The following is a 24,324-nucleotide window of genomic DNA, read 5'->3' as shown; positions in this document are numbered from 1 at the left end:
GGCATGCGATCACGATTTCCGGCCGCCCGGGATCCCTGGCGGTAGCCTTTAGGGCCTTGATGACAGAGCGTTTTTTGGGCGCGGGCAGGGGCACGGCAGCCGCCTGCGGGCTGCCGTGGCGCGCGCCGGCCCATTTTTCGTCTTGCTCCGATGGCCTGAAAGGTGCGAGCAAGTTGCAGCTTTGCCCGAGGCCGTGCGCCGGAGTCCGTCTCCCGCGGTCCCTCGCGCCCCGATCCTCGCCATCCTGCGCGACCCAAGACCGACCATGAGCCCTGACGCCTCGCTGCTCGATATCCCCGGTGACCCCGCCTCCATCCGCGTGGTGGTGGCCATGTCGGGGGGGGTCGATTCGTCGGTGGTGGCGGCGCTGCTGGCACGCGCCGGATATGACGTGGTGGGTGTCACCCTGCAGCTCTACGATCATGGCGAGGCGGCCCACCGCCGCGGCGCCTGCTGCGCCGGGCAGGACATCTACGACGCCAGCGAGGTGGCGCGCACCCTGGGCATTCCCCATTACGTGCTCGATTATGAAAGCCGCTTCCAGGAAGAGGTGATCGACCGGTTCGCGGCAAGCTATGCCTCCGGCGTCACTCCCATTCCGTGCGTGGACTGCAACCGCACCGTCAAGTTCCGGGACCTGCTCGCCACCGCCGAGGAACTGGGCGCGCAGGTGCTGGCCACCGGCCATTATGTTTCGAGCCGGGGCCTCCCCGACGGGCGCCGTGCCCTCTACCGCGCGGCGGAAGAGGCGCGCGACCAGAGCTATTTTCTTTACGCCACCACCGCCGCCCAGCTGTCGCGCCTGCGTTTCCCGCTGGGCGACATGCGCAAGGGCGACGTGCGGGCGCTGGCCGCGACGTTCGGCCTGCCGGTGGCCGACAAGCCCGACAGCCAGGACATCTGCTTCGTCCCCGGCGGCAATTATGCGGAGGTGGTGGCGCGGCTGCGGCCGGAAGCCGCGGAGCCGGGCGACATCGTCCATCTCGACGGCCGCGTTCTGGGCCGGCACCGGGGGGTGATGCATTACACCATCGGCCAGCGCAAGGGCCTCGGCATCGCCAGCGCCGAGCCGCTCTACGTGGTGGGAATCGACGCCGCGCGCGGCGAGGTGAAGGTGGGGCCGCGCGAGGCCTTGCAGGTGCGCGCCATCGTCATGGCCGATGTGAACTGGCTGGGCGACGGCAGCTTCGAGGAGGCCTGCGCGCGGGGCGACGAGGTTCAGGTGAAGGTCCGCTCCACGCGCGCGCCGGCGCCGGGCTATCTGGGCCGGGACGGGGACGACGCGCCCGTGGTGCATCTCGTTCTCGGCGAGGAAGGCGTTGCACCCGGGCAGGCTTGCGTGCTCTACGATAGCGCCGGCGTCGGCGCGCGCCTGCTGGGCGGTGGCACCATCGTCAAGGCCGAGCGCGCGGCGGGGCGGATGGCCGCGGTGGCCTGACGCGTTCCGGCCCGGCCGGACAATGAAGGGGCCGCCCGCGCATCGCGACGGCGTGGCCAAGGGGATGGGGCGGCCCGGGCGAGCGGTTCGGTGTCACGGAAGGGACGAGGCTGGGAGACGGCGAGGATGGCGGTTCAATACGATCTCGAGGGTCAGAAGCGCGCCTATGCCAAATGGGCACCCATCTATGACAAGGTCTATGTGAAGCTGCTGGCGGATGCGCAGCGCAAGGCGGCCACCACCGCCGCCGCCTGCGGGCCGCGCATCCTGGAGGTGGGCGTGGGCACCGGGCTGGTGCTTCCCTACTACCCCCGGTCGGTCCAGGTGACCGGCATCGACCTGTCGTTCGACATGCTGGGCAAGGCGGTGGAAAAGAAGGTGGGGCGCGGGTTGAAGCAGGTGGGCCTGCTCGCCGCCATGGATGCCTGCAACCTCGGTTTTGCTGACGAGACCTTCGACGCGGTCACGGTACCGTTCGTCATCACCCTGGTGCCGGACCCGGAAGGGGCGTTGGACGAGATGTACCGGGTGCTGAAGCCCGGTGGCGAGATCGTGGTGGCCTCCAAGCTCGGCGCCGACGAGGGGCCGGTGATGCATATCGAGCAGGCGCTCGCTCCGCTGGTGAAGAAAGTGGGCTGGAGCATCGCCTTCAAGGCCAGCCGCCTCAAGAACTGGGCGGCCCGCTATCCCGACATGGACGTGGTGGAGATTTCGCCGGTGTTTCCGGTGGGCTTCTTCAAGCTGGTGCGCATCCGCAAGCGTCCGCACGCCTGAGCCTCCGACCGGCTGTCGCGTCGTGCGCAGCCTGCCCCCTTGAGTCCGGGCAGCCACCGGCAGCGGCGCCGCGGGCGGGCGGTCTTGGCAAGGTGCGCATGACGCGAGCCTCTTGACGTCTGCTCCCTGGAGCCGGGCGCCTCGTCCAAGGTGCCTGGGGGCGCGGCTTTTGCGGGCGGCCGGTGGCAGGGTCTTCTGTGCCGGGGCGTATATCCGCTTGGCCGGGGGGGGGGGGCGGCGGATCACCGTCCACCGGCTTCCTTGGGATGACGCTCTGGATTTGGCGCCGTTTTCTTGACAGCAGGGCGCCGGCCCCCCTATAAGCCGGCCTCTAGCCGATGCGCTGCGTCGGCGCGGTGTGGCAGCGTAGCTCAGTTGGTGAGAGCGCCGGATTCATAACCCGGAGGTCGGCGGTTCAAGTCCGCCCGCTGCTACCAAAAGCGTGATGCGCCTCGTCTCTTTTCCGTGGTTAAAAATTGACGCTGGCGGTGCACCTGCGCCCAGCGTGGGCTTCGCTGTCTGGGGATCGCGTCGGAACGGGCGGGGGAGCGGCGGCGCGCCGCTTGGCTTTGACATCAGCCTGTCCGGTTTGCTCGATTAAGTTTCACTTGATTGGCAGAGCAATCCATGGATGCTTGAGGGCTGGCGGAGGCCGCAGATGAGGCCGCAGACATGGCAAGGCTGGCGGGACGGGGCCGAGGATCGAGGCGGCATGCGTCCCTCTCCTCCATCTCCCTCGGCATCCCGTATCGACGGAAGACGGCAGGCTTCCGGAAAAAAGCCGTTGAAAGTAAATCTCTCCTTCCAAACATCGATGGGGAAATAGATAAATATTATTCATATCTTGATATAATAGACGGCAAGGCGGGCGTTGTTCTTACATTTAATGGAATCATGCTTGCCGTGATTGGTATATGGCTTGAGTATATACCATTCAACATAATGCATATGTTGTTGGATATTATATTTATAATGTATCTCATTTCGTCGTATATGATATTAAAAGTGTCAGAATTATATTTTGCAAAATCAAGAGTTGATGTGGGTTTGGAGGCGACTGTCTTATTGAGGCGTGACGCCTGCAATAGGTCCGTGTTTGTGTCCAGGTGTGCAACTTTTTTGATAATATCCGTTTCAGTTCTGCACGGAATTGGGACGTTTATGCTTGTAACGCCAATGTGTGATGCTATTCCAGGGTGTCGCATTTTTTATAGTCAAAAATACTTCTCAAATATCGACTATAAATCGGGTGGCGCAGCGAGCGATTCTGGCAACTGAGCCGATTCCCACGGCACGCTTTTATCCGCCCACGGGCCGGTTGCCGGCGCAATTCGCATGTGTGTTTCCGCGGTGATGGCGAATCGATCTATGTGCGGGGCCTCGGCACGCTTCAGGTTGCCGTGGGAATGGGAGACCGGCCAATGGACTTCATCACCGCAATCAAGACCTGCTTTGCGAAATACGCGGTATTCCAGGGTCGTGCCACGCGCAGCGAGTTCTGGTGGTTTGAACTGTTCCTGGTGCTGGTGGCGCTGACGGTGCCGCTTGCCGTGGTGCTGCTCATGGGGCCGGTGGTGAGCGAGCGTGTGACCATGGATGGGCCGATGGGCCACGGCTGGGGCATGATGTGGGCCTCCGGCGGCCCGGGCATCCTGCCCCACCTCGTCAACCTGCTGCTGTTCCTGCCCGCGCTCGCGGTGACCGTGCGGCGGCTGCATGATGTCGGCCGCAGCGGCTGGTGGGTGCTGATCATGATGCTGCCGGCGATCGGGTTCCTGCTGCTGCTGTTCTGGTGGGTGCAGCCCTCCGAGCCGCGCGACAATGCCTATGGGCCGGCGCCCTATCCCCTGCTGCCCGCCGCCTGAGGCGTGGGACCTCCGTCATCCAGCGGATGCGGCTCGATGTCGCCAGCGAAGAAGTCTGTCGATGCATGCCAGAAAATCGTTTCATCAGCCTCCGGTCGTAATATCGCGGCCGGAGGGATGGGTTTCAAACGGCGACAAGGCCAGCCTGGTGAAATAGTCAGCCTTCCGAGGTCGCGCCACGCGCCACGAGTTCTGGGGGGTTTCTCTATTTGTATGGGCGTTCTGGATCACCTTACTGATCTTGACCGGGGAGCAGGCGATCAGGACCAGGGGGTTGAACTCCAGTCAGCTCAACCGGAGGGTCCAGATTTTGTGGTATAAGTACGACACGGGCCACCTGTCTCATTGACCTCGTTGCTTCTGCCGGCTCCGGCCGCAGCCGTGCGGCGGGTGCGTGATGTGGGCCGCAGCGGCTGATGGCGGATGCTTGCCAGCGCCCCGATGCTTGTCCTGGCCGCGCTGGACGCCCTGCGACCTGTTGTTCCAGACACCATGCAGCTCATGGCGTTCTTGTCGGCGGTTCTGGTGTTGCTGGGCGGTGGCCTGACGCTGCTGTTCTGGTGGGTTCAGCCCTTCCGGCCGGGGGACAACGCCCACAGCCCGGCGCCCGACCCGCCGCTGCCCGCAGGGGCGTGAACGCCGAGGGGCGGATGATGCGCCATCATCCGCCCCTCGCTCGCGTTTGCAAGCCGTCTCGATCAGGTCCCTCAGGTCTCGTCGCGGGTGCGCAGCCACTCCACGATGCCGGAGAAGTCCTTGCCCTCGTTCCCGGCGTCCGCGAAGGCGGTGTAGAGGGCGGTGGCGGCGGCGCCGAGGGCGGTGGCCGCGCCGGCGCTGTCGGCGGCCTCCTGGGACAGGCGCAGGTCCTTCAGCATCAGCGCGGCGGCGAAGCCGGGCTGGTAGCCGCGATTGGCGGGGCTGGTGGGCACCGGGCCGGGCACCGGGCAATAGGTGGTGAGCGACCAGCACTGGCCTGAGGAAGTGGAGGCCACCTCATACAGCGCTTGATGGGAGAGACCGAGCTTCTCGCCCAGCACGAACGCTTCCGACACGGCGATCATGGAGATGCCGAGGATCATGTTGTTGCAGATCTTCGCCGCCTGCCCGGCGCCGGCGCCGCCGCAATGGACGATCTTCTTGCCCATGGCCTCCAGGTAGGCCCGTGCTGCGGCGAAGGCGCCATCGGTGCCGCCGACCATGAAGGTGAGGGTGGCGGCTTCCGCCCCGCCCACGCCACCGGACACCGGGGCATCGACGCTGGTATGGCCGGCGGCCTGCGCCGCCGCGTGGAAGGCGCGGGCGGACTCCACGTCGATGGTGGACGAATCGATGAACAGGGTGCCGGGGCGCGCGGCCGCGAACAGGCCCTCCGCGCCGGTGGTGGCGCCCACCACGTGCTTGCCCGAGGGCAGCATGGTCACCACCACGTCGGCGCTGGCCACGGCGGCCTGGGCGTTCGGCCCAACGGCGACGCCGCGCGCCTGCGCGGCAGCGATGGCGGCCGGCACCAGGTCGAAGCCGGTGACCGTGTGCCCCGCCTTCACGAGGTTGCCGGCCATGGGGCCCCCCATGTTGCCGAGGCCGATGAATGCGATGGTGGCCATGGTTTGTCCTCCCCTTTGGGTTGTTTTCGGCCGCCGGGGCGGGCCGGTTTGCCTGGCTGCCGGCGGTTCCGGCCGGCGCGGGTGCGGTGCGCGTCGTTCTGTCGGCGGCCTGCTCGGCGAAGCCGGGCGGTTCACGCGCGGCGCAGGCCCGGCCCCTCGGGCCGCCACCCCCGCCAGCGGGCGGCGCGCCTCACTGCGCTTCGGCGATCAGCGCGCGCGACACGATGAGGCGCATGATCTCGTTGGTGCCTTCCAGGATCTGGTGAACCCGCAGGTCGCGCACGATCTTCTCGATGCCGTAGTCGGCAAGGTAGCCATAGCCGCCGTGGAGCTGAAGCGCCGCATTGGCGACGTCGAAGCCGGCATCGGTGGCGAAGCGCTTGGCCATGGCGCACAGCTTGGTGGCGTCGGCGGTCTTGGCGTCGAGCGCGGCTGCCGCGCGCCACAGGAAGGTGCGCGCCGCCTCCAGCTCGATGGCCATGTCGGCAAGGCGGAACTGCAGGGCCTGGAACTCGTCCAGCCGCTTGCCGAAGGCGCGGCGCTCGCGCATGTAGGCCAGCGCCTTGTCGAGCGCTGCCTGGGCGCCGCCGAGCGAGCAGGCCCCGATGTTCAGCCGCCCGCCGTCGAGCCCGGCCATGGCGATCTTGAAGCCCTCGCCCTCGGCGCCGAGCCGGTTGGCCACCGGCACCCGGGCGCCTTCCAGGATGACGGCGCGGGTGGGCTGCACGTTCCAGCCCATCTTCTTCTCGTTGGCGCCGAAGGACAGGCCCGGCGTGTCGGCGGGGATGACCAGGGTGGAGACGCCCTTCGGTCCGTCGCTGCCGGTGCGCACCATCACCACATAGATGTCGGCGGCGCCGGCGCCGGAAATGAACTGCTTCTGCCCGTCCACCACATAATGGTCGCCATCGCGCACCGCGCGCGTCTTCAGCGCCGCGGCGTCGGAGCCGGCGCCCGGCTCGGTGAGGCAGTAGGAGGCGAAATGCGCCATGGAGGCGAGCTGCGGCACCCACTGCCGGCGCTGGTCGTCGCTGCCGAAGCGGTCGATCATCCAGGTCGCCATGTTGTGGATGGACAGATAGGCCGAGGTGCCGGGGCAGCCGGTGGCGAGCTGCTCGAAAATGAGGGCCGCATCGAGCCGGCTGAGGCCGGAGCCGCCCACGTCTTCACGCACATAGATGCCGCCCATGCCGAGCGCCGCCGCCGCGCGCAGGGTCTCGATGGGGAAATGCTTGGCCTCGTCCCATGCCACCGCATGGGGGGCGATTTCGGTCGCGGCGAAGTCGCGGGCCATGTCGCGGATGGCGATCTGGTCGTCGGAAAGGGTGAACATGTCAGGCACGCCAGTCGGAAAGGAGGAGGATGGAAGGGCCGTAGGGCGACGAGCGGAACTTGCGGAGGAGCCGGGCATCGGCCGTCACCAGGGGGAGGTCGAACTCCCGCGCGCAGGCGATGTAGACGCAGTCATAGACCGGGTGATTATAGGTGACTGCGATCTCAAGCGCCGTGAAGAGAAGCTCATCCTTATCGACAACAGTATGAATGCAGCCGGGTAGCAGGGAAATAGCTTCCATTCCGGTTCTTGGCAGGAGATCGCCCCGCCACACCTTCTTCCAAATGGCATTTGCCACCTCCCCGAAAAGGAGACGGGGCGCTCTTATTTCTTTTGCGCTCCGCAAGACGATTTCTGCAATATCCGCCTCTTCTTCCTCGACGCACCATTTCACCGCGACGCTGGCATCGACGATGAGCACATCGCTCATTCAAGGCCTTCGTGGATTTCGTCGAGGGTCAGAGGGGGGGACACCTTGAGGGTCTTGGACCGCAGGTAACGTGAGACCGCCACCCGTTCCTCTGGCGTAAAAGGCCGGTTCTTCTCCAAGAGGTTCCGGATCTCCTGCTCCAGGGAGATCCCGTTCCGCTTCGCCCGCTCCCGGTAGACGTTGAGGGTCTCCTCGGGAACGTTGCGGATCAGCACCTGAGCCATGCTCTCCTCCTCGCCCCTGACCGTGCTATCAAAAATGATAGCACGGTCAGGGTTGTGCAAGAAGGAGAGCCGCAATCGGCCTCAGCCCATGGTCGGGATGACGAAGTCGGCGCCGTCCTTGATGCCGGAGGGCCAGCGGGCGGTGACGGTCTTGGTCTTGGTGTAGAAGCGCACGCCGTCCGGCCCGTGCTGGTTGAGGTCGCCGAAGCCGGAGCGCTTCCAGCCGCCGAAGGTGTGGTAGGCGAGCGGCACCGGGATCGGCACGTTGATGCCCACCATGCCCACGTTCACCTTGGAGGCGAAGTCGCGCGCCGCGTCGCCGTCGCGGGTGTAGATGGCGACGCCGTTGCCATATTCGTGCTCGGTGGGCAGGCGCAGGGCTTCCTTGTAGTCCGGGGCGCGCACCACGGTGAGGACCGGCCCGAAGATCTCCTCCTTGTAGATGCGCATGTCCGGGGTCACATGGTCGAACAGGCAGCCGCCCATGTAGAAGCCGTTCTCATAGCCCTGCAGCTTGAAGTCGCGGCCGTCTACCAAAAGCTTGGCGCCTTCCTCGACGCCGATGTTCACATAGCCCTTCACCCGTTCCACCGCCTCGCGGGTGACGAGCGGGCCGAAGTCGGCGGAGGTGTCGGTGGAGGGGCCGATCTTGAGGCTTTCCACCCGCGGCACCAGCTTTTCGATGAGCCGGTCGGCGGTGGCCTCGCCCACCGGCACCGCCACCGAGATGGCCATGCAGCGCTCGCCGGCCGAGCCGTAGCCGGCGCCGATGAGCGCGTCCGCCGCCTGGTCGAGGTCGGCGTCGGGCATGATGATCATATGGTTCTTGGCGCCGCCGAAGCCCTGCACGCGCTTGCCGTTCGCCGCGCCGCGCGCATAGATGTACTGGGCGATGGAGGACGATCCCACGAAGCCGATGGCCTGGATGTCGGGGTCGTCCAGAATGGCGTCCACTACCTCCTTGTCGCCGTTCACCACGTTGAGGATGCCGGCCGGCAGGCCGGCTTCCAGCATCAGCTCGGCGAGGTGCATGGGCACCCCGGGATCACGCTCCGACGGCTTGAGGATGAAGGCGTTGCCGCAGGCGATGGCGGGGCCGAACTTCCACATGGGAATCATGGCGGGGAAGTTGAAGGGCGTGATGCCCGCCACCACGCCCAGCGGCTGGCGCATGGAGTAAAGGTCGATGCCGGGGCCGGCGCCGTCGGAGAACTCGCCCTTCAACAGGTGCGGGATGCCGCAGGCGAACTCGATCACCTCCAGGCCGCGCTGGATGTCGCCGCGGGCGTCGGGGATGGTCTTGCCGTGCTCGCGGGCGAGCAGCTCGGCCAGGGCGTCATAGTCGCGCTGCACCAGTTCCAGGAACTTCATCAGCACGCGGGCGCGGCGCTGGGGATTGGTGGCGGCCCAGGCCGGCTGGGCCGCCTTGGCATTCTCCACGGCGGCGCGCAGCTCGCCCTTGGTGGCCAGGGCGACGGAGGCGATGACCTCGCCGGTCATGGGCTGGAACACGTCCGCCTTGCGCCCGGAGGCGCCCGGCACATGCTTGCCGCCGATGAAATGGCCGATGTCGCGCATAAGCGTGTCCTTCCCGGGTCGATGCGTTTGCAACGCTGTTGTGGCCGCCGCCGGCGACCTTTGTTGGCCGGCACAATGCCCTATCCTTTTGTGCACATAAAGGGCAATCCTTGCACGTACCATGTGCGTGGATCGACAAGGGGGCGGTGGTGGGCACGGCGGATTTCGACTGGTCGGACCTGCGCTTCTTCCTGGCCGTGGCGCGGGCCGGCCGGCTCACGGCGGCGGCGGCGCGGCTGGGGGTGGAGCATTCCACCGTGAGCCGCCGCATCGGTGCGCTGGAAGCCACGCTGGGCGCCAAGCTGTTCGACCGGCGGCCCCACGGCTATGGCCTCACCGCTGCCGGCGAGCGGCTGCTGGCGGCGGCGGAGGGCATGGAGAGCCTGGCGCTGGCCGCCCAGGGCAGCATCGCCGGGGCGGACCTTGGGGTGGCGGGCACGGTGCGCATCGGCGCGCCGGACGGGTTCGGCACCTTCTTCCTCGCCCCGCGCATCGCGGCGCTGGCGCAGATGCACCCGGACCTCGACATCCAGCTGCTGGCCATGCCGCGGCTGTTCTCGCTGTCGAAGCGCGAGGCCGATCTCGCCGTCTCGCTCAGCCGCCCGAAGGAGGGCCGGCTCTATGCCCGCAAGCTCACGGACTACCGTCTCCGGCTCTATGCCGCGCGCGGCTATCTCGCCCGGCGCGGGCCCATCGAGAGCCGCGCCGCGCTTTCCCGCCACGCGGTGGTGGGCTATGTGGACGATCTCATCTACACGCCCGAGCTCGACTACGCGCCCCTGGTGGCCAAGGACCTGCGGGTGCAGGTGAAGAGTTCCAGCCTTGTGGCCCAGCTCACCGCCACCCGCGGCGGGGCCGGGGTGTGCGTTCTGCCCTGCTTCCTGGGCGAACTGTTCGCCGGCGCCGGCGACGACGACCTGGTGCAGGTGCTGGCGGACGAGGTCAGCATCACCCGCACCTTCTGGCTCATCAGCCATACCGACATGCGCGATCTCGCCCGCATCCGGGTGGCGGCGGATTTCATTGCCGGCGAGGTGCACAAGGCGCGCGGCGCATTCCTGCCGGGATGAAGCGCCCCGCGATGTCCAGGCGCCGGAAGCACGCCGCGAAAACCGGCCGGCCAAGGACGCCGCCGTGACGCCGCCGTGAGGGCGGCCCCGGCCCGCGGTTCGACACCTGCTCCTTGGGCGCCATGGCGGCCCGTCCGGGTTGCTCCCGCGCGGTTTGCCCCCGCGCGGGGGCCTACGTCTTCTCCAGAGATACGGCTCGCACTATGGTGGCCCGTCATAGGTTTTGATTCTGGAATTGACTGCGTAGGTCTGGGTGCGGGATGATCTGCGCTCCTCGCAGCATGGTTGTACTGTCGGGGTTTTGCATGGCGACACCTAATTTGTTTGTGCTCGGCGCGGGAAAGTGCGGCACTACGTCTCTTTATCGTCTGCTGAAGCGGCACCCGGATATCATGGCATGCACCCCAAAGGAGCCGACTTTCTTTTGCAGCTACTTCCAGGTGGTGCGGGACCCTGTCGGGTATTTCAACTTGTTCGATGGAAGCAAGCGGTACCGGGTGGATGCCTCCCACGCCTATCTTTCAAATCCCGAGACGCCGCCCCTGCTGCGGGACCTGTTCCCTGACGCGAAGTTCCTCATCTGCCTGCGGCAGCCCAAGGCGCGGGCCCACTCCCTTTTCCAGCACATGAGGCGCGTCCTTCACGAGGACGGACGTCCGCTGGAACTGGTCGAGAGCTTTCATCGCTGCCTGCAGCTGGAGGCGGAGCGGTTCCAGTCCCCGGAGTTCTTGTCGCAATGCCGGCAATATTTCTGGAATTTCATGTATATGCGCTCCTCTGTCTATGATGTGCAGATGGAGCGCTATTTCAGCTTGTTTCCCCGAGATCGTTTCCTGGTGATGAGCCTCGCGGAAATTCAGCAGCATCCAGATCGCATCATGGGCTCCATCGGAGAGTTCCTCGGCGTCGATCCGGCCGGATTCGGCCCCAGGATGCCGACGTCGAACTTCGCGCCCGCCTATCCCGGGTTTGATCCGGCGTGCGAGGCCCTGATGGAGGCGCACTTCGGTGACCTGACGGCGCGCGTGGACGGCCTGGTCGGCCGCCCGCTGGACTGGTCGCTGTAGGTGCGCATTCTCGGCTGGCAAGCCGCGCCCGCAGCCGTCGCCTGACGGTGCATGGGGCGCCGTCGCCTTAGGCCCTTGGGCCCGAGGTCTTGGCCCGGCTCGATCGAGCGCCGCCCGGCGTCGCGGTGGCGCCTTGCGCTGGAGCGAGGTGTCGCGGCCGCCGCGCCCTCACCGCTGCCGTGGGGGGCACGGGGCGGTGGAATTCCGATTCACCGCCGCCATTCATGAGCGATGAGAGTTGCTTCTCGCCGGCTGTCCAGAGCGCGCCGGCGCAGGGGGCGCTCAATGCCACCGTGCCGCGATCCATTCCCGCTGCAAAGACACGCAGACGCCGGCAAGCGTGCTTCTTCCTCGCTGCCATTTCGGCCGGAAACGAGCTTGAACACCAATCTTCGGATTTTTCTGGAATGCTGGTGGAGCCGAGGGGAATCGAACCCCTGACCTCTGCAGTGCGATTGCAGCGCTCTCCCATCTGAGCTACGGCCCCGTCGCTTGGGAGGCTGCATTTACGCGGCGGCTCCCCTCGGTGTCAAGCGCACCGGGGGGATTTTCAGGTCCCCTGTGGACAGCGCGTCTGCTTGTCCACAGCCCGCGGCATCACCCCTCCGTCGCCGCCTGCGCATCGCCGCGCAGGGCCACATAGAGGGCGGGGATCACCAGCACGGTTAGCGCCGTGGACGATGCCAGCCCGAAGAACAGCGAGATCGCCAGCCCCTGGAAGATGGGGTCGGTCAGGATCACCGCCGCGCCGATCATCGCCGCCAGCGCCGTCAGCAGGATCGGTTTGAAGCGCACGGCGCCGGCCTCCAGCAAGACCGCCTTCAGCGGCCGGCCGGGAGTGCGTGCATGGCGGATGAAGTCGACCAGCAGGATCGAGTTGCGGACGATGACGCCGGCGAGGGCGATGAAGCCGATCATGGACGGTGCCGAGAACGGCGCGCCGAACAGCCAGTGGCCGAACACGATGCCGATGAGGGTGAGCGGAACCGGCGTCAGGATCACCAGGGGCAGCTTGAAGGAGCCGAACTGCGCCACCACCAGGATGTAGATGCCCAGCAGCGCCACGCCGAACGCCGCCCCCATGTCGCGGAAGGTGACCCAGGTGACTTCCCATTCGCCGTCCCACAGCAGCGTCGGCCGGCTTTCGTCATCCGGCTGCCCGTGAAGGGCGATCACCGGCTTCGGCAGGTCGCCCCAGTCCATGGCGTCGAGCGCCGCGTTCACCGCGATCATGCCGTAGACGGGCGCCTCATGGGCGCCGGCGAGGTCCGCCGTCACCATTTCGGCAGCGCGGCCGTTGTGGCGGAAGACGGGGTAGGAGGCGGGCTCGCGGGTCACGCGCACCACGTCGCCCAGTTCCAGCACGCCGCGCCCGCCGGGCACGGCGTTGGCCGGCACCGGGGTGGCCAGGGTGCGCGCGTTCACCTGGTTGTCCGCCTTCGGAAGGGCGAGGCGGATGGGGATGGGCGGCCGGCCGGCGCCGCGGTGGGAATAACCCACCTGGATGCCGCCATGAAGCGCGCGGATGGCATCGTAAACGTCGGCCTGTTCCACCTGGTAGAATTCGAGGTTTTCCTGGTCGATGGCGAGGCGCACCCGTTCGGCCCGGGTGCCGAAGCTGTCGTCCACATCGACGATGAAGGGCACGCTCTCGAACGCCGCGCGCACCTTGGTGGCGACCGCGCGGCGGGTGTCCGGGTCCGGGCCGTAGATTTCCGCCAGCAGGGTGGCGAGCACCGGCGGGCCGGGCGGCGGCTCCACCACCTTGAGCGCGCTGCCGGCGGGCAGCGGCACGGCCCGGAGCCGCTCGCGCAGCTCCAGGGCGATGGCGTGGCTGGTGCGCCGACGCTCGCCCTTGGGGCTCAGCGTCACCTGGATGTCGCCCTGGCGTGGCGCGGTGCGCAGGTCGTAATGTCGCACCAGGCCGTTGAAATTGAACGGCGAGGCCGCGCCGGCATAGGTCTGGACCGCCACCACCTCCGGTATCGGGGCCAGCGCCTCCACCATCTGCTGGAGCGTGCGGTGGGTGTCCTCCACCGCGGCGCCCTGCGGCAGGTCCAGCACCACGTTCAGCTCGGTCTTGTTGTCGAACGGCAGCAGCTTCACCGTGACATGCCCGGTGGAGAAGGCGGAGAGTGACGCCAGCGTCACCGCGCCCACGGCGAGGAGGAAGGTCCAGGCCCGCGCCCGGGTGCGCAGCAGGGGTTCGGCGACCCGGACATAAAGCGCGCCAAGCCGTCCGCCGCCGGCCGCCTCATGGGCGTGGGCCACCGCGGCCCGGGAGCTGGCCGCCTTCAGCATCAGCCACGGCGTCAGCACCACCGCCACGAAGAAGGAGAACACCATGGCGGCCGAGGCGTTGGCGGGAATGGGGCTCATGTAGGGGCCCATCATGCCCGACACGAACAGCATGGGCAGCAGCGCTGCAACCACGGTCAGGGTCGCCACGATGGTGGGATTGCCCACCTCCGCCACCGCCTCGACGGCAGCGTCGTCCCTGCGCCGGCCGTCCTTCATGGCCCAGTGGCGGGCGATGTTCTCGATGACGACGATGGCGTCGTCCACCAGGATGCCGATGGAGAAGATGAGCGCGAACAGGCTTACCCGGTTCAGCGTGTAGCCCATGAGCCGGGAGGCGAAGAGGGTGAGCAGGATGGTGGCGGGGATCACCACCATCACCACCAGCGCCTCGCGCCAGCCGATGGCGACCCCCACCAGCAGCACGATGGCCACGGTGGCGAGGCCCAGGTGGGCCAGCAGCTCGTTGGCCTTCTCGTCGGCGCTCTCGCCGTAGTTGCGGGTGACGGTCATTTCCACGCCGGCGGGGACCATCCGCCCGCTCACGGCGGCGAGCCGGTCCTGCACCGCGCGGGCGATCTGCGTGGCATTGGTTCCCGGCCGCTTGGCGATGGACAAGGACACCGCCGGCACCCGCGACAGGGTTCCGTCGGCGGCGCGGCGGGCATCGGCGACGCGGCTTTCCGCCGGCTCGGTGGCGAGCGCCACCTCGGCCACGTCGCGCACATAGACCGGACGGCCGTCGCGGGCGGTGAGCACCAGGGCGCCGATCTCGGCCGGGGTCTGCAGGGTCTGGCCGGCCACCAGGGCGCGCTGCTGACCGTCCTCGCGCACCAGGCCGGCCTGGAAGGCCCGGTTGGCGCCCTCGATCCGGGCGGCGAGCTGGGCGAGGGTGATGCCGTGGAGCGACAGCCGCTCCGGGTCCGGGGCGACGCGGATCTCCTCTGGCTGCGCGCCGACGATGGCGGTGAGGCCGATATCCGGCAGCTTGGCGATCTCCGCCTGGAGCTCGCGGGCGATCCGGGTCAGGCCGTTGGCGTCCCAGCGCGGGGCGGCGTCGGGCGTGGGCGAGAGGGTGACCACCAGGATGGCCACGTCGTCGATGGAGCGGCCGACGATGCGCGGCTCGGGAATGCCGGTCGGCAGGCGGTCGAGATTGGCGCGGATCTTCTCGTGCACCCGCAGGATAGCCGCATCGGGCGGGGTGCCCACCTTGAACCGGGCGGTGACCAGGGCGCCGTCGTCGGTGGTGGTGGAATAGGTGTGCTCGACCCCGTCGATAGCCTTGACGATGATCTCCAGCGGCTCGGTGACCAGCTTCACCGCGTCGTCGGCCTTGAGCCCGTTGGCGGTGACGTGGATATCCACCATGGGTACGGAGATCTGCGGCTCTTCCTCGCGCGGCAGGGTGAGAAGGGCGATGAGGCCGAGGGCGATGGCCGCCAGCAGCAGCAGTGGCGTGAGCGGGGAGGTGATGAACAGGCGGGTGAGGGTGCCGGCGATGCCGAGCCGCACTGGCCCGGGCTGGCCCTGGGGGCGGGGGGCGTCGGTCATGGCAGCACCACCGTGTCGCCTTCGGCCAGGCCGGTGAGGATTTCCACCCGCGGCCGGTTCCCGTCCGTGAAGCGCTCGCCCAGCACCACCGCCACCTCCAGCGGCCCGCGTGGGGTGGCAAGGCGCACATAGTCCACGCCGTGGCGGGTCGCGACCGCCTCGGGCGGCACCGCCAGCACCGCGCGGCGGCCGATCTCGATCCAGACCAGGGTGCGCTCGTTGACGAAATAATCGCCGAGCCCGGCCACCTCCACGTCGGCCACCACCCGGCCGGCGGTGATCTCGGGATAGACCTTCACGATGCGGCCCTGGCGCGTGTCGGCGCCGGCGGCGGCGGTGCGCGGCGACAGGCCGCGCGCGCCGATGCGCACCGTGCCGCCCTCGCGGATGTCGGCGGCGTGGCGCTCCGGCAGGGACAGGCGCAGGTAATAGGGGCCGGAGGCGATGCGGGCGATCTCGTCGCCCGCCAGCACCACCGAGCCGGGCGTGACCGGCACGGTGAGCACCCGTCCATCGGCGGGGGCCAGCACCGCGCCTTCCCGGGCGCGCTGCACCACCACGGCGCGGTCGGCTTCACCCGCCGCCAGCTGGTTGGTGGCGACCTCGAACTGGGTCCTGGCGGTGTCGACCCGGCTCTGGCTGGCGACCCCCCGGGCCAGCAGCTGCTGGGCGCGGTCGAGCTCGGTGCGGGCGTTTTCGAGCTGCGAGCCCAGCTCCTTGATCCGGGCATCGGCGGCGTTGAGGGTGAGGGCGAGCTTGTCGTCCACCACCAGCGCGATCTCGTCGCCCTTGCGGACCTCGCTGCCCTCGGAAATCGTCACCTCCCGCACGGTGCCGCCGATGCGGGCGCGGGCCGGCACCACGGTGCGGCTCTCCACCTCGCCGAACACGCCCTTCATCTCCGCAATGTCCTGGCGGCGGACGGGGAAGGGCGTTTTCTCCACCGGCACGGCGGCGACCGGTGGCGCGGGGGGCGCGGTTTCGGCCCGCGCCGGGCCGCACGGCGCGGCGAGCGCAGCGGCGAACACCAGCATGAGCAGGGGCGCGCGGTGACGCGCAGGGGCAGGCGCGCCCCGCGGGACGCGGACAGGATCTGGGGACATTTGGTTCCATTCCGGGCGGCCGGCGCCGCCCCGTGCTCAGGAGAAGGCGCAGCCGGCCTTGAGGCCGAGCTTCTTGAAGAGCGTGGCGGCGGGGCAGAAGCCGGTCACGGAGGCCTGCATCACGTTCACGCCCACGAAGGCGGTGAGCCAGAGCCAATAGGGGGCCAGGAGGACCCCGAGCGTCAGAGACAAAAGAACCATGAACCCGGCAAACATCATGACGGCGCGATCAACCGACATTATTCTTCTCCCGATTGCCGGCGGCCGGGACACCGGGCCGCCACCCTTCGGTTGCAGGTAACATTCAAAACTTATAAATTCAAGATGATGAATGTATCAGATATGATCCCGGCTTCGGAACGGGCGGCGGAGCTCATGCGGTCGTTGTCGCATCCCCAGCGCCTGCTGGTCCTGTGCGCGTTGGGGGCGGAAGAAAAGTCCGTGGCGCAGCTGCGCGAGGAACTGGGCATCGACCAGGTGCCGATGTCGCAGCAGCTCATGCGGCTGCGGGCGGACGGTCTCGTCTCCGCCCGCCGAGAGGGTACCAGCGTGTTCTACCGCATCGCCCGTCCCGAGGTGATCCAGGTGGTGGAGGCGCTGCACGACGCCTTCTGCGGGAAGGTGGGGGAGGGGTGTTGAGGGGGCCGCCTACGGTGCCCAGATGAAGCCCTGTTGGGTGGCCTCCTTCGCGTTGAAGTCGAGGTCTTGCAAAGAACGTATTGGCAATACCGGCGATGTGATGTGCGACAGATCGCCAAGCGTTAACGTAAGGGGGCCACGGGCGGGAGAGCGAATTGCAAACCTGAATTCACTTTGCCATTCATAGGCGTCACTTTTCATGAATTCGTTGATGCGGCCGCTTAGCTTCGACTCTTGAAAATATTTCACGGGCATGAAAGCGTGTAGCATTGATTTTTCATTCAGTTTTGCATGAAGTATTTCGATGAAATCTATGGGACTGATTATAATAAAGTGATCTCCAAATTCAGCAATACGTCTATCGATTGGGTATAAGTCCGTTGGCCGTCTGAGTGCGTATGTGCAAAATATATGCGTATAGTTTTTGTCTTTATACTTAGCTGTGATGGGGTCTGATAACTCATCTGATGTAATTTTTATATATGGAATATGGCTAGACCTGAATTCAAATAGCATTTCATGAATAGAATTTTATTGTATGATAAATATTATCACTTCCATTGGGTTGCCTCTGATTTTTCCGTCATCCAAATCGGAGGAATAATTTATATTATGTATGTATGTCCTAAAATTTCTAAATTCTTCAATGTTTTGCTTCTTTCCAAATTTTATAAAAAGTAGAAAATAGTTTCTACAAATAATGTTCGTCATTATTTTTGCTATGTTTAGCAATATGGTCTCCTCTTCTTGCCGTTTCGATCGCCGTCCCCAGTTCCTCCGCCAGCCGGCCTTTCTCCTCCGGCCCCAGAAAGGCGCCCACGGATACCCGCCGGGGGCCGCTCACCAGGGCGATTTCCTGGGTGCCGAAATCTTCGTCGTCGCGGCGAAGCAGGCGGGTCCAGAAGGGGTTGAGGCGTTCGGTTCGGGTGGGGCCGCGGGCGGGCGTGTGCCGCACCTCGATCAGGGTCGTCGTCACGCGGATGTGCTCGCGGGCGCGCGCCGAACGGTAGCTGGCGCGGAAGGCCAGATACAGCAGCAGCAGGTCCAGCCCGAAGAAGCCGAACACCGGCCATGCCCCCACGGCCAGGAACGTGGCGCCGCTCCCGAGGCACGCCAACGCCATGGCACCCATGGTCCAGCGGAACCCCCGGGCGGACAGTGAGCGATGGGGCGCGAGCGTCACCGCGTAGACGAGCGGGTCGTCCAGGCAATCCGGGTTGCCCCGGGCGTCCCCTGCGGGGTCGGGCGCGGTGGCGTTGCTCATGAAGGGGCAGTATAGGGGAAAAATGCCGCGAAAACCGCAAGTCCCGCGCCGGCCCCGCGCCGCCGCTCCGCAGCGCCGAGATGTCGAGCTTCGCGATGGCGGGGCCCGCGATTCGGAAGTCTTTGATCCGGAGGCCATCGACCCTCTCGCGGACCTCATTTCGCCGCCGCGCCCCCGCACGCCGGCGGGAGGTGCCAAGAGCGCAGTCACGGCCAAGAGCGCTGCCAAGGCCGAGAGCGCTGCCAAGGCCAAGACCGCTGCCAAGGCCAAGAGCGCTGCCAAGGCCGAGAGTCCTGCCAAGGCTTCGACCGCCACCAAGGCCAAGAGCGTCCCACTGCCGCCGGTCAAGGGGGGCTCCAAGGGGGGCTCCAAGGGGGGCTCCAAGGGGGCCGGGGTTGCGGTTCCCGCCGCCCCCGCTCCGCCGCTCCGTCGCAGCAAGGCGGTGGCCAACGCCGCCGCCGCCGCCCAGGGTCGGACCCTGGCCGCCTGGAGCGAACAGGAGATCGTGGAGGCCTTCACCCGCTTCGAGGCACGCGAGCCCGAGCCGCAGGGTGAATTGGACCATACGGACCCCTATACCCTGCTGGTGGCGGTGGTGCTTTCCGCCCAGGCCACCGACCTTGGGGTGAACAAGGCCACCAAGGGCCTGTTCGCCGCCGCCTCCACCCCCGCCGCCATGGTGGCGCTGGGCGAGGAGAAGGTGGCGCATTTCATCCGCACCCTCGGCCTCTACAAGACCAAGGCGAAGAACGTGGTGGAGCTGTCCCGCCTGCTGGTGGAGCGCCACCACGGCGTGGTCCCGCCGGACCGGGAGGCGCTGGAGGCGTTGCCGGGGGTGGGCCGCAAGACCGCCAACGTGGTGCTGAACATCGCCTTCGGCGTGCCCACCATCGCTGTCGACACGCATCTGTTCCGCATCGCCAACCGCACCGGGCTGGCGCCGGGCGCCACCCCGCTGGCGGTGGAGGAGGCGCTGGAGGCGCGCATTCCCGATCGCTTCAAGCTGCACGCCCACCATTGGCTGATCCTGCACGGCCGCTACATCTGCAAGGCCCGCGCCCCCGAATGCGGGCGCTGCCTGATCGCCGACCTGTGCCGCTGGCCGGACAAGCAGTTCTGAGGAGCGTTCCGCCGCCGCGCCCGGGGCGGCTTGAGGTTGGCGCGCGGTTGCGCTAAAGGGGCGCCGGGTCCGCAGTTCACCCAGGCGTCACCGCCCCGGAAGGGGAGCTAAACCTGCCGTTCGTTCCGCATCGACACCTTATCCCGTGCCGAGTCGCAAGCCGGTGACCCTCGACATCCCCTCCCGGATCGGCGCATCGTCGAGGATAAGCCATGTCCAGACCGCCTTTTGCCTTCGCGGCCCCTGATATTTCGGCGCTCGCCCGCGCCCTGCGCGGCCAGCTCGCCGCCTGCGATCATCTGCCGAGCCATCTCGAACTGCTCAACATGCTGGCGCGTGCCGGCGGCCACCGCAATTTCCAGCACTTTCGGGCCGAGGCGCAGGGCGGCCGCGCCGATCCGGCCGTCCCTCCGCGGCCGGGTCCGGCGCCCGTCGCGCCCGAGCCGGTGGACGAACGGCGGGTGGAGCGGGTGGCGCGGCTGTTCGATGCCGAGGGCCGGCTCAGCCGCTGGCCGGGCAAGGCGAGCTGGCGCAAGCTGTGCCTGTGGGCGCTGTGGTCCACGGTGCCCGCCGGCGAGACCTTTGGCGAGCGCGAGGTGAACGCGCGATTGAACGCGCGCCACCTGTTCGCCGATCACGCATTGTTGCGGCGCGCCCTGGTGGACGAGGGGCTGATGTGGCGCACCGCCGATGGGCGCGCCTACCGCCGGGTCGAGCAGGCGCCCCCGGCGGAGGCGCTCGCGCTCATTCGCCGGGTGAAGGCGCCGCGGCGCCAGCCGGCTCCCGTCCCCTTGACCGGGCGGGCGCGGCGCGCGATGCCCGGGCCTTCGGCGACGGTCGGCGCCGCCCCGGGCGCGGGCCCCGCCACATCTTGAGAGGAGAGCGGCCATGCCGCCAGTGATGCGGGCGGCGGAAGCGCTGCTGGCGTCGATTCCGGCGCCGCGGACCATCGCCACCTCGTGCGGGCCGCTGGCCTGCGTCATCGAGGGGGCCGGGCCGCCGCTGCTGGCGCTGCATGGGGTGATGGGCGGGCTCGACCAGTCGTGGCTCCTGGCCCGCGCGCTGTGGGCGCGGCCCGAGGGGCGAACCCTCATCGCCATCGCCCGGCCGGGCTATCCGGGCACGCCGCTGGAGACCGGCCGTGCCGCCGATGACCAGGCGCGCGCCTATGCCGGCCTGCTGGACGCGCTCGGCCTCGATGCGGCCCATGTGGCGGCGTTCTCCGGCGGCGGACCCTCGGCTCTGGCGTTCGCCCGCCAGTATCCGCGCCGGTGCCGGGGGCTGGTGCTGGTCAGCGCCTGCACCGGCCGGCTGGAGACCACTCCGGCGCAGCGCGCGCGCTTCGAGAGCCTGAGTCGGCTTGCGGGACTGCCGGGCATCGGGCGGGTTCCCGCCTGGGCGATGCGGCAGTGGCCGCAACTGCCGTCCCGCGCCTTCATCCCCGATCCCGGCCAGCGATCACGGTTGCTGGCCGATCCACAGGCGGGCCCGCTGTTCGCCGCCTTGCTGCTCAGCAGCTTCACGCGGATGCCGGCGCGCCTGCCCGGCACGCTCAACGATGTGGCTCATCTGGCCCGACTGCCGCTCCGCTGCGACGGCGGGGCGGCGCCGGTGCTGGCCATCCACGGCACGGTCGATGGCGTCGTGCCCTTCGCCCACGCGGCGGGCCTGGCGCGGGCGATGCCCCACGCGCGGGTGCTGGCGCTGGAGGGGGGCACCCACATGGCGCTGTTCACTCATCTGTCCCGGGTGCGCGCGGCGCTGGCCCGGCTGCCGGGGGCGGACGGCTGAACGCCGGCCGTCAGCGCGCCTCGGCCAGGAACGCGCGCACCTCATCGGCGGCCACGTCCTTCGCCACGAACGCCTCGCCGATGCCGCGCACAAGGATGAAGGTGAGGGCGCCGCGGCTGACCTTCTTGTCCTGGGCGATCAAGGCCATCAGCCCGTCGGTGTCCGGCAGCGCGCCGGGCACGTCGGCGATGCGGGTGGGCAGGCCGGCGGCCTCAAGGTGGCGCGTCACCCGCGTCACGTCCTGGCCAGGGCACAGGCCAAGCCGGGCCGAGAAGGCGAAGGCCAGCGCCATGCCGATGGCCACGCCCTCGCCGTGCAGCAGCCGGTCGCTGAAGCCGGCTCCGGCCTCCAGCGCATGGCCGAAGGTGTGGCCGAGGTTGAGCAGCGCCCGGTCGCCGGTCTCCTTTTCATCGCGGGCGACCACGGCGGCCTTGGCAAGGCAGCTCGCCGCCACCGCCTCTATGCGCGCCGGTCCGCCGCCGATGACGCCGGCATGGTCCTTCTCCAGCCACTCGAACAGGGCGCGATCGCCAAGCAGCCCGTATTTCACCACCTCCGCATAGCCGGCGCGCACCTCGCGCACGGGCAGGGTGTCGAGGGCGGCGGTGTCGGCGAGCACCAGAACCGGCTGGTGGAAGGTGCCGACCAGGTTCTTGCCTTGGGGCGAATTGATGCCGGTCTTGCCGCCCACCGAGGAATCCACCTGGCTGAGCAAAGTGGTGGGGGCCTGCACCACGTCCACCCCGCGCCGCAGCACCGAGGCGGAGAAGCCGGCAAGGTCGCCCACCACGCCGCCGCCGAGCGCCAGCACCAGGTCGCGCCGCTCGATGCGGGCGGCGATCAGGCCTTCCACCACCTGTTGCAGCCCGGCCCAGCTCTTGGACTTCTCGCCCGGCTCCACGACGATGGCGGTGTGAACGATGCCGGCTGCGCCGAGGGCCGCCTCGACGGTGGCGAGGTGGCCGGCCGCCGCCACGTTGCGGTCGGTGACGATGGCCACCCGCGCGCCCTTGCGCAGGGCGGTGATATGGGTGCCGGTCTCGGCCAGCAGGCCGGGGCCGATGAGGATGTCATAGGGCCGTCCGGCCAGGTCCACCCGCACGGCGCTGCGCTGGGCGCCGGCGCCGGGGGGCAGGGGAGCCGGGGCGGTCGAAACGGGCATGGGGCTGTGTCCTCGGTCTGGAGCGGCCAATCGATCCGGAGCGGTCAGGTGGCGGGTCAGCTCCGCCACCACTTCGTCCACCACCACGTCATGCGCCACGTCGCGGGAGTCCACCACCACGTCGGCCAGGCTGTAGGTGGGGCCGCGCTGGCGCAGCAGCGCGGCGAGCTTGGCGGCGGGGTCGCCCTGGGCCAGCAGCGGGCGGTCGTTGCGCTTCTTCACCCGTCGCAGCAGGGTGTGAAGGTCGGCCCGCAGCCACACCGAGACGCCGTGCGCCGCCACCGCGGCCCGGGTCTCGGCGCTCATGAAGGCGCCGCCGCCGGTGGCGAGCACCATGGGCCCCGATTGCAGCAGGCGCGCCACCACCCGCTTCTCGCCCTCGCGGAATTCGGCCTCGCCGCGGCGGGCGAAGATTTCCGGAATGCTCATGCAGGCAGCGCGCTCGATTTCCTCGTCGGCATCGACGAACGGCAGGGCCAGCCGCTTGGCGAGGCGCCGCCCCACCGACGACTTGCCGGCTCCCGGCATGCCCACCAGGACCACGGCGCGGGCGCCGAGCCGCGCCAGCAGGTCTTCGGTGGGAAGCGGGCCGGGCGAGCGCCCCGTGGTCATGGTCCGGGTGTCCTCTGCTGGCCGCGCGATCTGCTGCGGCGCGATCTCTTGCGGCACGGTTTTTTGCGTCTGCACCCGAACGTCCCTTGAGGCTCCGGCGCGCGCATGCGTTGAACGCGCGCGCAAGGCCGTTGCAGCTGTGGAATTCAGTTCTTTCCACCCGACATCATCGCGCTCTAGCATTGGCGGAGGGGACCGGCAATGCGGTTGAACACGGCGAACGCGCGTGGCACCTCTGGCCGGAAGACCGGAGCGCGGCGATTCGGTCGGTGCAGGGGACGTCGGCGGTGCCCACTCTCATCCGTCTGATCGTGGTGCTCGGCATTCTGGTGGGGCTCGGCTATGCCGGCCTGTGGGCGCTCGCCAACATGGTGGAGCCGAAGCCGCGCGAGATCACCTTCACGGTGCCGCCCGACCGGATCGGCAAATGAGCGCCTCCGGGCCGCTCGCCCTGTTCCTGGACATGCAGGCGGTGGAGCGCGGCGCCAGCCGCCACACCCTGGACGCCTATCGCCGCGACATGGACGACTTCGCCGCCTTCCTGGCCGGCCAGGGGGACGCGCCGGCCCTGGCGGACGCCACTACCGACGCCATCCGCGCCTATCTCGCCGACCTCGACAAGCGCGGCTTCAAGGGCACCACCATCGCGCGGCGACTGTCGGCGCTGCGCCAGTTCTTCCGCTTCCTGTTCGCCGAAGGGCACCGCGGCGACGATCCGGCGGCGGTGCTGGAGGGGCCCAAGCGCGGCCGGCCGCTGCCGAAGGTGCTGACGGTGGCGGAGGTGACGCGGCTGATCGAGACCGCCCACGCCCGCGCCGATGCCCCGCCGGCCGAGGGCGAGGACGGGCGGGCGGCGCGGGCGGAGGCCCTGAGGCGCCGGCGCGTGGTGTGCATCGTCGAGCTGCTCTATGCCAGCGGCCTGCGCGTGTCGGAGCTGGTGAGCCTGCCCGCCGCGGCCGCCCGGGCCCGCGCCGATGCCATCATGGTGACGGGCAAGGGCCGCAAGGAACGGCTGGTGCCGCTGTCCGTCCCGGCCAAGGCGGCCATGGCGGCCTGGCTCGATGCCCGCAAGGCGGCGGGGCTGGAGGCGTCGCGCTGGCTGTTCGCCTCGTCGGGCGAGAGTGGCTATGTGACGCGGCAGCAGGCGGCGCGCGACCTGAAGGACCTGGCGCTCGCCGCCGGGCTCGATCCGGCCAAGCTGTCGCCGCATGTGCTGCGCCACGCCTTCGCCAGCCACCTCCTGGCCCATGGCGCCGACCTGCGGGTGGTCCAGACCCTGCTCGGCCATGCCGACGTCTCCACCACGCAGATCTACACCCATGTGCTGGACGAGCGCCTGAAGGGCATGGTGCGGGATCTTCATCCCTTGTCCGAGGGCGGTGGCTGAGCGGTTTCGCG

General features: G+C 68.3%; 23 protein-coding genes and 2 tRNA genes. 14 read left to right on the top strand and 11 right to left on the bottom strand.

The genetic code is table 11. The features are described from left to right. Positions 1 to 265: 265 nt before the first annotated feature. The 6 genes from mnmA (at position 266) to V5F53_RS11440 (ending at position 4,713) form a co-directional block, all read left to right on the top strand. Positions 266 to 1,438 (top strand): tRNA 2-thiouridine(34) synthase MnmA, encoded by a 1,173-nt coding sequence (gene mnmA / locus V5F53_RS11465; RefSeq protein WP_393997662.1) that lies wholly within the window; start codon positions 266 to 268, stop codon positions 1,436 to 1,438. 126 nt (positions 1,439 to 1,564) lie between these two features. Beyond that, positions 1,565 to 2,212, top strand: a complete 648-nt coding sequence (locus tag V5F53_RS11460; RefSeq protein ID WP_393997663.1) for a class I SAM-dependent methyltransferase — start codon at positions 1,565 to 1,567, stop codon at positions 2,210 to 2,212. A 360-nt stretch (positions 2,213 to 2,572) separates the two neighbouring features. Further along, a tRNA-Met gene (locus V5F53_RS11455) sits at positions 2,573 to 2,649 on the top strand. Between the two features lie 235 nt (positions 2,650 to 2,884). After that, the gene (locus V5F53_RS11450; RefSeq protein ID WP_393997664.1) at positions 2,885 to 3,490 is read left to right on the top strand and encodes a hypothetical protein; all 606 of its coding nucleotides are present in this window, start codon (positions 2,885 to 2,887) and stop codon (positions 3,488 to 3,490) included. 143 nt (positions 3,491 to 3,633) lie between these two features. Next, positions 3,634 to 4,077, top strand: coding sequence for a DUF805 domain-containing protein (locus tag V5F53_RS11445; protein ID WP_393997665.1), 444 nt, complete (start codon positions 3,634 to 3,636; stop codon positions 4,075 to 4,077). A gap of 423 nt (positions 4,078 to 4,500) precedes the next feature. Then, complete coding sequence (locus V5F53_RS11440; protein WP_393997666.1) at positions 4,501 to 4,713, top strand: hypothetical protein; 213 nt, start codon at positions 4,501 to 4,503, stop codon at positions 4,711 to 4,713. Positions 4,714 to 4,784: 71 nt separating this feature from the next. Here the strand turns inward: V5F53_RS11440 and mmsB are convergent, their stop codons facing one another. The 5 genes from mmsB to V5F53_RS11415 all read right to left on the bottom strand — a co-directional run bounded on the left by mmsB (position 4,785) and on the right by V5F53_RS11415 (position 9,246). Beyond that, entirely contained in the window at positions 4,785 to 5,681 is an 897-nt protein-coding gene (gene mmsB, locus V5F53_RS11435) for a 3-hydroxyisobutyrate dehydrogenase (protein ID WP_393997667.1), read from the bottom strand. Positions 5,682 to 5,871: 190 nt separating this feature from the next. Next, a complete protein-coding gene (locus V5F53_RS11430) occupies positions 5,872 to 7,014 on the bottom strand; it encodes an isobutyryl-CoA dehydrogenase (protein ID WP_393997668.1) in 1,143 nt (380 codons plus the stop codon). A gap of 1 nt (position 7,015) precedes the next feature. Continuing rightward, complete coding sequence (locus tag V5F53_RS11425) at positions 7,016 to 7,444, bottom strand: type II toxin-antitoxin system VapC family toxin (RefSeq protein WP_393997669.1); 429 nt, start codon at positions 7,442 to 7,444, stop codon at positions 7,016 to 7,018. Continuing rightward, complete coding sequence (locus V5F53_RS11420; RefSeq protein WP_393997670.1) at positions 7,441 to 7,668, bottom strand: FitA-like ribbon-helix-helix domain-containing protein; 228 nt, start codon at positions 7,666 to 7,668, stop codon at positions 7,441 to 7,443. The genes V5F53_RS11425 and V5F53_RS11420 overlap by 4 nt, the downstream gene beginning before the upstream one ends. Before the next feature lie 81 nt (positions 7,669 to 7,749). Then, the gene (locus V5F53_RS11415; protein WP_393997671.1) at positions 7,750 to 9,246 is read right to left on the bottom strand and encodes a CoA-acylating methylmalonate-semialdehyde dehydrogenase; all 1,497 of its coding nucleotides are present in this window, start codon (positions 9,244 to 9,246) and stop codon (positions 7,750 to 7,752) included. 110 nt (positions 9,247 to 9,356) lie between these two features. Between V5F53_RS11415 and V5F53_RS11410 the strand changes: the two genes are divergently transcribed. Both V5F53_RS11410 and V5F53_RS11405 read left to right on the top strand, forming a co-directional pair. Beyond that, complete coding sequence (locus V5F53_RS11410; RefSeq protein ID WP_393997672.1) at positions 9,357 to 10,316, top strand: LysR family transcriptional regulator; 960 nt, start codon at positions 9,357 to 9,359, stop codon at positions 10,314 to 10,316. 305 nt (positions 10,317 to 10,621) lie between these two features. Next, positions 10,622 to 11,383: a sulfotransferase family protein gene (locus V5F53_RS11405; RefSeq protein ID WP_393997673.1), complete on the top strand. Its 762-nt coding sequence runs from the start codon at positions 10,622 to 10,624 to the stop codon at positions 11,381 to 11,383. A 411-nt stretch (positions 11,384 to 11,794) separates the two neighbouring features. Here V5F53_RS11405 and V5F53_RS11400 read toward each other — a convergent pair. From V5F53_RS11400 to V5F53_RS11385, 4 genes are all read right to left on the bottom strand, one after another. Beyond that, a tRNA-Ala gene (locus V5F53_RS11400) sits at positions 11,795 to 11,870 on the bottom strand. A gap of 110 nt (positions 11,871 to 11,980) precedes the next feature. Further along, positions 11,981 to 15,235 carry an efflux RND transporter permease subunit gene (locus V5F53_RS11395; protein WP_393997674.1) on the bottom strand — a complete coding sequence of 1,085 codons (3,255 nt, stop codon included), beginning with the start codon at positions 15,233 to 15,235 and terminating at the stop codon, positions 11,981 to 11,983. Next, the gene (locus V5F53_RS11390) at positions 15,232 to 16,269 is read right to left on the bottom strand and encodes an efflux RND transporter periplasmic adaptor subunit (protein ID WP_393997675.1); all 1,038 of its coding nucleotides are present in this window, start codon (positions 16,267 to 16,269) and stop codon (positions 15,232 to 15,234) included. The genes V5F53_RS11395 and V5F53_RS11390 overlap by 4 nt, the downstream gene beginning before the upstream one ends. A gap of 105 nt (positions 16,270 to 16,374) precedes the next feature. Then, complete coding sequence (locus tag V5F53_RS11385; RefSeq protein ID WP_393997676.1) at positions 16,375 to 16,578, bottom strand: YgaP family membrane protein; 204 nt, start codon at positions 16,576 to 16,578, stop codon at positions 16,375 to 16,377. Between the two features lie 135 nt (positions 16,579 to 16,713). On the opposite strand from V5F53_RS11385, the gene V5F53_RS11380 reads away from it, so the two are divergent. Continuing rightward, positions 16,714 to 16,977 carry an ArsR/SmtB family transcription factor gene (locus tag V5F53_RS11380; RefSeq protein ID WP_393997677.1) on the top strand — a complete coding sequence of 88 codons (264 nt, stop codon included), beginning with the start codon at positions 16,714 to 16,716 and terminating at the stop codon, positions 16,975 to 16,977. A 691-nt stretch (positions 16,978 to 17,668) separates the two neighbouring features. On the opposite strand, the gene V5F53_RS11375 is transcribed toward V5F53_RS11380, so the two are convergent. Further along, entirely contained in the window at positions 17,669 to 18,241 is a 573-nt protein-coding gene (locus V5F53_RS11375) for a DUF2244 domain-containing protein (protein WP_393997678.1), read from the bottom strand. A gap of 442 nt (positions 18,242 to 18,683) precedes the next feature. On the opposite strand from V5F53_RS11375, the gene nth reads away from it, so the two are divergent. From nth to V5F53_RS11360, 3 genes are all read left to right on the top strand, one after another. Then, positions 18,684 to 19,361: an endonuclease III gene (gene nth / locus V5F53_RS11370; RefSeq protein ID WP_393997694.1), complete on the top strand. Its 678-nt coding sequence runs from the start codon at positions 18,684 to 18,686 to the stop codon at positions 19,359 to 19,361. 212 nt (positions 19,362 to 19,573) lie between these two features. Beyond that, positions 19,574 to 20,236: a DUF2087 domain-containing protein gene (locus V5F53_RS11365; protein ID WP_393997679.1), complete on the top strand. Its 663-nt coding sequence runs from the start codon at positions 19,574 to 19,576 to the stop codon at positions 20,234 to 20,236. Positions 20,237 to 20,249: 13 nt separating this feature from the next. Next, a complete protein-coding gene (locus V5F53_RS11360) occupies positions 20,250 to 21,152 on the top strand; it encodes an alpha/beta fold hydrolase (RefSeq protein WP_393997680.1) in 903 nt (300 codons plus the stop codon). Positions 21,153 to 21,162: 10 nt separating this feature from the next. On the opposite strand, the gene aroB is transcribed toward V5F53_RS11360, so the two are convergent. Continuing rightward, positions 21,163 to 22,926: a 3-dehydroquinate synthase gene (gene aroB, locus V5F53_RS11355; protein WP_393997681.1), complete on the bottom strand. Its 1,764-nt coding sequence runs from the start codon at positions 22,924 to 22,926 to the stop codon at positions 21,163 to 21,165. Between the two features lie 287 nt (positions 22,927 to 23,213). Between aroB and V5F53_RS11350 the strand changes: the two genes are divergently transcribed. Both V5F53_RS11350 and V5F53_RS11345 read left to right on the top strand, forming a co-directional pair. Further along, positions 23,214 to 23,357 carry a hypothetical protein gene (locus V5F53_RS11350; protein ID WP_393997682.1) on the top strand — a complete coding sequence of 48 codons (144 nt, stop codon included), beginning with the start codon at positions 23,214 to 23,216 and terminating at the stop codon, positions 23,355 to 23,357. Then, the gene (locus tag V5F53_RS11345; protein WP_393997683.1) at positions 23,354 to 24,313 is read left to right on the top strand and encodes a site-specific tyrosine recombinase XerD; all 960 of its coding nucleotides are present in this window, start codon (positions 23,354 to 23,356) and stop codon (positions 24,311 to 24,313) included. Before V5F53_RS11350 ends, V5F53_RS11345 begins: the two co-directional genes overlap by 4 nt. The last annotated feature ends 11 nt before the right edge of the window (positions 24,314 to 24,324 follow it).

Origin of the sequence: Xanthobacter cornucopiae (assembly GCF_043195065.2) — a bacterium.
Taxonomy (GTDB): Bacteria; Pseudomonadota; Alphaproteobacteria; order Rhizobiales; family Xanthobacteraceae; genus Xanthobacter.
This window is presented reverse-complemented; position numbering and strand designations above follow the sequence as displayed.

Excerpts from the sequence above, each read along its gene's own strand:
- V5F53_RS11395 (WP_393997674.1), bottom strand. The coding sequence starts at position 15,235 with ATGACCGACGCCCCCCGCCCCCAGGGCCAGCCCGGGCCAGTGCGGCTC.
- V5F53_RS11425 (WP_393997669.1), bottom strand. The coding sequence starts at position 7,444 with ATGAGCGATGTGCTCATCGTCGATGCCAGCGTCGCGGTGAAATGGTGC.
- V5F53_RS11405 (WP_393997673.1), top strand. The coding sequence starts at position 10,622 with ATGGCGACACCTAATTTGTTTGTGCTCGGCGCGGGAAAGTGCGGCACT.
- V5F53_RS11365 (WP_393997679.1), top strand. The coding sequence starts at position 19,574 with ATGTCCAGACCGCCTTTTGCCTTCGCGGCCCCTGATATTTCGGCGCTC.
- V5F53_RS11440 (WP_393997666.1), top strand. The coding sequence starts at position 4,501 with ATGCTTGCCAGCGCCCCGATGCTTGTCCTGGCCGCGCTGGACGCCCTG.
- V5F53_RS11445 (WP_393997665.1), top strand. The coding sequence starts at position 3,634 with ATGGACTTCATCACCGCAATCAAGACCTGCTTTGCGAAATACGCGGTA.
- V5F53_RS11415 (WP_393997671.1), bottom strand. The coding sequence starts at position 9,246 with ATGCGCGACATCGGCCATTTCATCGGCGGCAAGCATGTGCCGGGCGCC.
- V5F53_RS11375 (WP_393997678.1), bottom strand. The coding sequence starts at position 18,241 with ATGAGCAACGCCACCGCGCCCGACCCCGCAGGGGACGCCCGGGGCAAC.
- V5F53_RS11385 (WP_393997676.1), bottom strand. The coding sequence starts at position 16,578 with ATGTCGGTTGATCGCGCCGTCATGATGTTTGCCGGGTTCATGGTTCTT.
- mmsB (WP_393997667.1), bottom strand. The coding sequence starts at position 5,681 with ATGGCCACCATCGCATTCATCGGCCTCGGCAACATGGGGGGCCCCATG.
- aroB (WP_393997681.1), bottom strand. The coding sequence starts at position 22,926 with ATGACCACGGGGCGCTCGCCCGGCCCGCTTCCCACCGAAGACCTGCTG.
- V5F53_RS11360 (WP_393997680.1), top strand. The coding sequence starts at position 20,250 with ATGCCGCCAGTGATGCGGGCGGCGGAAGCGCTGCTGGCGTCGATTCCG.
- V5F53_RS11450 (WP_393997664.1), top strand. The coding sequence starts at position 2,885 with ATGGCAAGGCTGGCGGGACGGGGCCGAGGATCGAGGCGGCATGCGTCC.
- V5F53_RS11345 (WP_393997683.1), top strand. The coding sequence starts at position 23,354 with ATGAGCGCCTCCGGGCCGCTCGCCCTGTTCCTGGACATGCAGGCGGTG.
- V5F53_RS11420 (WP_393997670.1), bottom strand. The coding sequence starts at position 7,668 with ATGGCTCAGGTGCTGATCCGCAACGTTCCCGAGGAGACCCTCAACGTC.
- mnmA (WP_393997662.1), top strand. The coding sequence starts at position 266 with ATGAGCCCTGACGCCTCGCTGCTCGATATCCCCGGTGACCCCGCCTCC.
- V5F53_RS11380 (WP_393997677.1), top strand. The coding sequence starts at position 16,714 with ATGCGGTCGTTGTCGCATCCCCAGCGCCTGCTGGTCCTGTGCGCGTTG.
- V5F53_RS11430 (WP_393997668.1), bottom strand. The coding sequence starts at position 7,014 with ATGTTCACCCTTTCCGACGACCAGATCGCCATCCGCGACATGGCCCGC.
- V5F53_RS11390 (WP_393997675.1), bottom strand. The coding sequence starts at position 16,269 with ATGCTGGTGTTCGCCGCTGCGCTCGCCGCGCCGTGCGGCCCGGCGCGG.
- V5F53_RS11460 (WP_393997663.1), top strand. The coding sequence starts at position 1,565 with ATGGCGGTTCAATACGATCTCGAGGGTCAGAAGCGCGCCTATGCCAAA.